Raw genomic sequence first — 8371 nt, forward strand, 5'->3', positions numbered from 1 at the left:
CTTCCTTATGCGTTATCTCTCTTCAAACTTCTCCCGCAGCTTCCCCAGCGCCTTCTTCTCGATCCTCGACACATACTCTCCTGTCAAGTTAGGGCTAAAAAATTTTCAAAAAATCTTTAAATTTCCACTCAATCCGGATGGCGCCATCCCGGCAGACGTAGACCTGCTCCACAAAAGTCTCCACCATCTCTCTGGTCAGAGACTCAAAAGGGACATACTTTCTCAACTGCAAGGCAACATCCTGCTCCCTAGTATCTGTGCACTTATCATCATACAGCTTCTGCTTGCATTTTTCAATCTCTGATAGAAGACGGTTAATCTTCCCCTCCAATGCCGACTTTTCTCTTATAAAGTCTTCCCGTGACAACAATTCGTTCTTGTACGCCTTATATTTTTCCAATCGTTGATTTGCCAGCCACCCCACTTCCTTTTCATATTTAGTAAGAAGCTTCTCCGTTTCTGCCGTCTTGTCGGCCGATGGGTGTCTTGGCATCTCCAGAATTTCCCTGTCAGTCACTACTGCGGCCATCTTTTTGAGCATAGTCAGTATGGCAGTTTCAATCTCACTTTCTTCTATGGTCTGCGGGCAGCATCCAAATTCCTTTGTCATATTCTGAACCCCACAGCGGTAGGTCGCTCCTTTCATTCCCTTAGACCTGACTCTTTTAACCCGCGATATGATGCGGTTACAGCCAGCGCAGCGAACCATTCCCGTCAATGGCACGGTTTCTTCCCGCTTATAGGAAGAGCGCTGCCGTATTCCCTGATTCACTTTTTCGAATTCTTCATGGGAAATGATAGCCTCATGGGTATTCGGGACAACAATCCATTGCTCCCTGGGCACAGCGCGGTCTTTCCCGCTTCCTACAGTCTCCGGTTTCACCTTTCCATATACAGTATCACCCGCATATCGCTGGTCCTGCAATATAGAGAAGATAGAAGCCGTCCGCCAGACACTTTTCTCGTTCACAGTTTTACAGGGAAAATGCTCTCCCCTCTGCCGCCGCAGCATCAATGGCGTCAGAATGCCCTCCCTGTTCAGAGTGTTGGCAATGTGGGCTTTGGGAATCCCCTCAAGTGCCATATGGAAAATCCTGCGAACCACCTGGGCTGCCTCCCCATCTGGAATCAGCCTCTGCTCTGAAGATTTCAGATAGCCGTATGGGGCATATGGGGTGATGAATTTCCCCTGCTTCGCTTTCATCTGCCGTACACTGGTAATTTTCTCCGAAAGGTCTTTGCTGTACAAATCATATATCAGGTTTTTGAACGCCACTTCATAAAACTTACCGGAAAAGTCGGTAATTCCGCTGTCAAATTCATCATTTACCGAAATAAAGCGAATGCCGAGAAACGGAAACACCTGCTCCAGGTAGTTGCCAACTTCAATGTAATTTCGTCCGAACCTGGAAAAATCCTTTACCATTATGACCGAAATTACCCCTGCCTTTACCTGTTCGAGCATTTTTTGTACGCCCGGTCTTGCAAAATTGGTCCCACTATACCCGTCATCGCAAAATTCGACTATATTGTAGTCGTCAAACTCTCTGTGGCTGCTCACATAATTCTTTAAGATTTCCCGTTGCGATGTAATGCTGTTACTCTCCTGGAATTCCTGGTCATCCTCGTCCGATAATCTCAGATACTGTCCTATCACATGCTTTTTCATATTGCATCACCGTTTTCCTTTGCATAACCTTTCAGAAATTTAAGTGCTTTTTCATATTCATCCGCAAATGCGAAATGGACGCTTATCGAATTTTCGTTTAAAACCACCTTTTTCACCATGACGGAGCACATTTCCTTTGTCAATGTCATTGTGTCCTTAAAACGGATAAACTCACCAATCCACTTTGTCGTCACTGTTGGCACCTGGCTGTTCTCCTGCAATTTTGCGTTGGCAAGCTGCAGCTGCCTCATTAATTGTTCGCTGTCTGTCATATATTTATCTCGTGTAAAGGCATATTCCTTTTCTGTGAGAATGCCATCTTTAAAATCAGCATAAAAGTCATTTCGCTTTCTCCGCAATTTCTGCTGCTTATCCTCCAGAATACGGATTTCCTCTTTCAAGCTGCTGATATAGGGACTGTTTTGTGCTGATTCAATCATACTGTCCATCAGTTCTTTCATATCAGCCAGAAGTTCCAACTGCTTCCTGCAGGCCTGGTAAACATAATTGTATAATTCCATCTCGTCAACTGCCCTGGAGGAACAGCCCCCTGTCTTGATGTATTTATTGGAACAATAGAAGCTGTAGTGAACCAGGGAACCGTCTTTCCGAAAATAGCCTCCGTCACGGTGGACACCGCTGCCGCATATCCCGCATTGAACCATTCCGCTTAAAAGATTCTCTGTTCTCTGTCTATAGGATTTACCGGCTACCTGCTGTTCCCTTTTCCTTTTGCTTTCCGAAATCAGCCTTTGGACTTTTTCAAAGGTCTCTTTGTCAATGATAGGTTCATGGGCATTTTCAATCAGATTCCATTCTGACTCCGGAATTACTTTGTCCTCCCGCCCCCTACAAAGAAGATTGCTTCCCTTTCGCTCCACAATGCAGCCTATGTAGCAGGGATTCTTCAAAATGTCCGTGACGACAGACCCTCGCCACAGGGCATTTTCTTTCCCATCATGATGTCCCTCCCTATAACGGATTTGAAACTGCGTGGGAATCCCCATATCGTTCAGCCTGTGAGCAATGGAAACCGGACCCGCTCCCTCCATACTCCATTTAAAAATCGTGCGGATAATCTCTGCTCTCTCGGTATGTACGCACAGCTTATAGCGATTCTGTTCATCCCGTACATAGCCGTAAGGCGGAATCTTGCCCATGAATTTCCCGGATTTCTTTTTTATGTCTATGGCCGAACTCACTTTTCGGGAAATATCTTTTGCATAAGTGTCATGCAGGATGGATTTCAATGGAACCAGCAATGTATCGCTGTTTCCGCTATGCAGGCTGTCATAATGGTCGCTTACTGAAATAAAACGGATGCCCAGATAGGGAAATATTTTTTCCAGGTAATTGCCTGTTTCCAGATAATTCCTCCCAAAACGGGATAAATCTTTTACTACGATGCAATTTATCTCCCCTTTTTTTACCGCTTCCATCATTTCCGAAAAGCCAGGCCTTTCAAAATTTGTACCCGTCTCTCCGTTATCCACAAAGGTATGAACCACTCTCAATTCCTGGTGCCCTCGTATATAGTTCTCTATCATCTCTATCTGGTTCTCTATCGAGTCCCCCTCTATTCCGTTGTCCTCAATGGAAAGCCTTGCGTAAATTGCCGTATCATAAAGTATTTCCGGCTGGGGGCACTTGTTTTGAGTCTGCAAATCTTTTCTGCTTTTTCTTGCCATATGCTCACCCCTCTCTCGCTTCCAGTAAAAATTGCTTCATTTGTTTACTCTCCGCAAAGGACATATTTTCCCTGATGCCATCTGCAGACATGGCTGCCTCCAATATCTGCAGCACGATTTCAAACTCATCCCGGTATTTGAAATGAACCTTGATATGTTCCGAGTCCAGCACAATGATTTCTTCCACTGTCATTGCCAAAAGCCCTCGGTCAAGTTCGGAAATATTCCCGCTTCCTTTCAACCGTTCTATCCAGGGACTGTGAAGCCTGTTATCCTTTACAAGCAAAGATACCTCCCTTTCCATCGTTTCAATCGCCTCTTCCAGTTGTCTGCAGGATACCTCATAATCTTCTTTCATCTCAAGGTATTCCTTTTTTGTCAGGAGAGCCTCTTTATAATCTTCGTATACGGAAATTTTCAATTTTTGATATCTGACCAGTTCGTTCCGCCGTTCTTCCAGCTGTCTGCATCTTTTCTGCACTTCCTGTTCCTGTAGGGGCAGCTTTGCTATAATCCCCTGTATCTCGTCCATTGTGCTGATAAGAGAAAGGTGCGTCCGAAGCATTTCCAGCACCGCCTTACTTAGAAAATCTTCCCTTATTCGGTGGCTGCTGCATACCGATTTATCATTTTTGTTGTTGGAACAGATATAGTAGCAATATTCGCCTCCGGCAGACCGTATCTTTTTGCGAACCATATTTCCCCCGCATCCACCGCAGCGCAGCACACCTGAAAAGAGATACAGTTTTTTTCCGTCTGGCGCTGTCCGCGTGTCCCGTAGCATCAGTTTTTGGACAATATCAAAGTCCTCTCTTGTTATAATCGCTTCATGGGTATCTGCCACCCGAATCCATTCCTCTTTGTCTACTTTTATCCGCTTTTTTACCTTATAATTCAGGGTTTTCTCTTTCCCCTGAACCATAACGCCTGTATAAATCTCATTTTTCAGGACACGCTCCACTGCCATGGGAGACCATTTAGCCTGGGGCTTCAGTTTAAAGGAAGTCGTATATCGCCAATGCAACAGCATTTTATATTCCATGGGTGACGGTATCCCATGTTCGTTCAGATAATCAGCGATTCTGCGGTTATTGTACCCCTTGATGCGCATATCAAAGATATCTCTGACCACTTCTGCCGCTGCAGAATCTATCACCAGTTTTCCTTTTCGCTCCTTGTCCCTAAAATAGCCATATACAGGAAAGCTTCCTATGTAGTCTCCACGTTTCTGCCGTACTTCTATCTGGCTTCTCACTTTGATGGAAATATCACGGCTGTAAGAATCGTTCATGAGGTTTTTGAAAGGCAGGATGATATTATCTGTCTGGCTGTCCATATGTTCACTGTCATAGTGGTCATTGATGGCAATAAAGCGCACTCCCATGAGGGGGAAAATCTGCTGGATATATCGTCCTGTCTCAATATAATTACGGCCAAAGCGAGATAAGTCCTTTACGATAATACAGTTGACTTTTCCCTGTTTCACATCCTCCAGCATAGAAATAAACGCCGGCCGGTCAAACCCTACTCCGCTGTATCCGTCATCTACTTTTTCTTCGTAGACCTGAATATCGTCTTTCTCTTTCAAAAACGAATAAATCAAATCCCTCTGATTGGAGATGCTATTGCTCTCTGCTTTGTCTCCATCCTCTTTTGACAGGCGGATATACAAGTCTGCCTGATATAATTTCACGATATTGCTATCATTTTGCAAAACAAAAGACCTCCTAACATGTTTTGTAGTCGGAAAAACACATTAGGATGGTCTATATGTACGCTATCTCTATCTTTAATCTTTATCCCTGACTAAAGTCTATCACAATACTTACTGTGCGTCCAGGCATTTTTGAAAATATTTGTCCGTTGACTACGCTTGGCGATGCCATCAAGCCATCCGGAAATATTGTATCAGCCGTTCTATCAGCGTAATATCCGTTTCTTCAAAAACAGACTGTACTACCATATTTCCGCATTTGCATAGATAGGGATTCTTTATATTTTGGATAAAGTCGGCAATCCTCTCTTCTTTGGGCAGTTGACTCTTCACCACAATGTCCTGGATATCCACAAGTTCGCTTCTGTTGACCTCATCAGGATTGACTGAACGTAACCGTTCTAAATCTATCATATTTATCGTCAATCCCTCCCACCTAATATGTTGTACATCATATGAAAAAATCGGATTGTCCTATTCATGTTGCATTATCATTTTCTGATTCTTCCATACTATTTCTTATCCGTCCCACCCGGATAATCGCTATATCTATCACCAAAAAGAAAATAAGCAGGCCTGCCAGTGCAAGCCCGCCTATCACACACAATAACCTCATTTTCTCCGCCTTTCTCTCTTTCCTGGCCGACATTCCTCTAGGACATCTGCCGTCTCAATCCCCATCCATAAAGTAGCCCTCCGGCTTATTGCTCCGGATAAAGATGCCCACGTCCTCTATACTGTCCGTCACCGTCATATCCGGCAGGGCCGCCAGGATATCGTTCTTATACCGCCCGCTGGCCCTGCAGTCCAGGATGGAGAAAACGCAGGTATCCGTCTCCCTGCGGATGCCCCGTCCAATCCACTGGCGCAGCTTCATCAGCATCGCCGGTACGATGGCTTCTGCCAGATACTCATGGAAATCCTCATGCAGGGACTTCTCATATTCCAGCACCGGGTCTGGCGCGGGGAACGGCAGCTTCACCACCACAAGGGACGACAGTATGTCCCCGGCCAGGTCGATTCCCTCCCCGGCGCTGTCGCTGGCAAGCAGCACCCCGTTCCCGCTCTTTCGGAACGCCCGGATGGCCTCCAGCCTCCCCTTTCCCATGGAGAACAGCGGAAAGTCTTCTATCCGCGCTGCAAGTTCCTGGTAGGACACCTCCATCATCCGGTAGGATGTGAAAAGCGCCAGCGTATGTCCGTGGCTCTGGCGGATGAGTTCCTCCAGCCTGTCCGCCACCGCTTTCCGGTACGCTGTTTTCCTGGCATTGGGAAACGGCATGTCCTCCGGCAGGTACAGCAGGGCATGGTTCCAATAGTCAAAGGGAGATGCCTTGCTCACGGCCAGAATCTGCTTCCGGTTCAGCAGGTCGATTCCTGTCTGGTGCATGTAGCGGCTGAAGTCGCCGCCCACGGACAAGGTAGCTGAGGTCAGGAGATACGGCCTCCCTCTGCTCCACAAGTCTTCATGGAGCAGGAAGTCAAGGTTCTTTGGCAGGGCGCAGAGCCTGCAGGCCGTCACTCCTGTATATTCCAGCCAGCAGATGAAAGCTGCATGGTTATAGAGCGACGATAATTTCTCCTGCTTCTGTTCCAGCCTGCCGGAAATGCGCCTGTATGCCGCATTCTTCCGGTCTGCGGTATGGAAAAGCACTGACAGGCTCTTTACCACGGCCGACAGTGCTTTCAGGGACAGCAGGGTGGACGGCGTGAATATGACTTCCATGGTGTTGTTGTCATACTGCGCCCCTGGGAATCTTTTCAGGTTTTCAAACAGGGCTGTGTTCAGTTCCAGCATTTCCCCGCACAGAGGGATGACCCCTCTCTTCTCCGGTCTGCCTGCCACCGCCCTGGCGATGCTGGCCGCCACACACTCCAGCTCCACATCCTCAAAGGCAATGCCGTACATCTGCCCTGCGGCCTCCGGCAGCCTGTGGGCCTCGTCAAAAATCAGGATGCCATGCTCCGGGAGCAGACGGTTCCTGCCGCCTTTCCTGCTGAGCACGTCCGCCAGGACAAGGTTGTGGTTGGCAATCTGGAAGTCCACTTTCCCCTGGTTGGATTTCCTTAAGAACGCGCGGTAACGGCACACGCTGGAAAGCCCGCAGGTATTCCGGCAGTCCTCCACGCAGATGCGCTCTTTCACATAGTCCGTAAGGGGCTGGCTGTCCAGGTCAAGGGGCGTGGCTCCCACGAAAAGGGCTGTCAGGGCCTCAATCAGCGTCCCGTTCTCCGGCCGGTTATTGTGCCTGACCGAAGACAGATATGTCTTTACCCTGCTGTCGCAGGCATAATGGTTCTTTCCCTTGCGTACCGCAAAGGTCAGGGGCTCCTCAATGATGCGGTGTTCCAGAAGAATCTCTGAAATCTGGGGGATGTATTCTTCCGTCAGTGCTTTCTGCAGGGCGATGGTGGAGGTGGAGATGACCACCGGCTGCCTCTCTGCAAAAAACAGGCGGTAGATGACCGCCGCTATGAGATAGGCATGGGTCTTCCCCGTTCCTACCTCGGCCTCACATAATGCCACTTTCTCTTTTTCCATGGCTTCCAGCATGGCAAGGGAAAGAGAAAGCTGGTTCTCTCTCAATGCCAGTCCGTACTCCGGCAGAATGTCATGGAAAATATGGGCAAGCAGTTCACTGGCTCTCGAATTACCTCCCTGCATAAATGCTGTCCCGCCCTCTGACTGCGCTGCCATTCTCTCTATGGCTCTCCGGTATCCTGCCTCATTTAGTGGTGTGGGCCTTGAAAACAGCCTCTTTACCTTTAAGGTATGTAAATCTACCATGCGGTAACTGTATGCCTTTCCCGTAAAATGTTCCAGCAGCACACAGCTTTTCGTAGTCAATACGATTCTTTCATCAGGACGGAAAATCCCCGCCTCATTTATCCTGTTCCGTATGTCCGCCGTGCAGACAATCCATTCCTCACTCAATTTTTAAGCCTCCTTTGAATCCTAAAGGAGCGATACATGCATGCGGCGGAAAACGGCAAAGGTTGGCTGTCTGTTGACAAATGGGCCGGTTCCGCCGCATGGTATCTATCGCTCCGATAGAAGTGTGTGCATTCTGGTACGCCATATCGCTTCGTACAGCGTTCTCCAGTATGCTTATGCGTTGAGGATGTGGCTGACGTTCCGCTGGTAAAGGATGTATCAACCATCCCGCGGACACCATAAAAGCCGCCCCCTGTTCTTTCTCAAACAGGGGTGATGCGTTCTCCCGTTTTTCAGGGCTGCCGTTTTTCGGCAGAAGTACCATGATATGTGACAGGGGTCATCGCAATCCGCCCCACCACGGG

Annotated in this window: 5 protein-coding genes; all 5 read right to left on the reverse strand. The window is 47.8% G+C overall.

What is annotated here, in order from left to right:
• Window positions 1-94 precede the first annotated feature (94 nt).
• The 5 genes from Q2B33_RS12050 to Q2B33_RS12070 all read right to left on the reverse strand — a co-directional run bounded on the left by Q2B33_RS12050 (window position 95) and on the right by Q2B33_RS12070 (window position 8006).
• A complete protein-coding gene (locus Q2B33_RS12050; protein ID WP_300568334.1) occupies window positions 95-1669 on the reverse strand; it encodes a recombinase family protein in 1575 nt (524 codons plus the stop codon).
• Entirely contained in the window at window positions 1666-3357 is a 1692-nt protein-coding gene (locus tag Q2B33_RS12055; protein ID WP_300568337.1) for a recombinase family protein, read from the reverse strand. The genes Q2B33_RS12050 and Q2B33_RS12055 overlap by 4 nt, the downstream gene beginning before the upstream one ends.
• Window positions 3358-3361: 4 nt before the next feature.
• Window positions 3362-5071, reverse strand: coding sequence for a recombinase family protein (locus Q2B33_RS12060; protein ID WP_300568340.1), 1710 nt, complete (start codon window positions 5069-5071; stop codon window positions 3362-3364).
• A 171-nt stretch (window positions 5072-5242) separates the two neighbouring features.
• On the reverse strand, window positions 5243-5485 hold the full coding sequence (locus Q2B33_RS12065; protein ID WP_300568343.1) for a DUF6870 family protein: 243 nt from the start codon (window positions 5483-5485) through the stop codon (window positions 5243-5245).
• A 256-nt stretch (window positions 5486-5741) separates the two neighbouring features.
• Window positions 5742-8006 (reverse strand): ATP-dependent DNA helicase, encoded by a 2265-nt coding sequence (locus tag Q2B33_RS12070; RefSeq protein ID WP_300568346.1) that lies wholly within the window; start codon window positions 8004-8006, stop codon window positions 5742-5744.
• Window positions 8007-8371: the final 365 nt, after the last annotated feature.

The sequence above is a fragment of the uncultured Acetatifactor sp. genome (assembly GCF_948601915.1).
Classification (GTDB): domain Bacteria; phylum Bacillota; class Clostridia; order Lachnospirales; family Lachnospiraceae; genus Acetatifactor.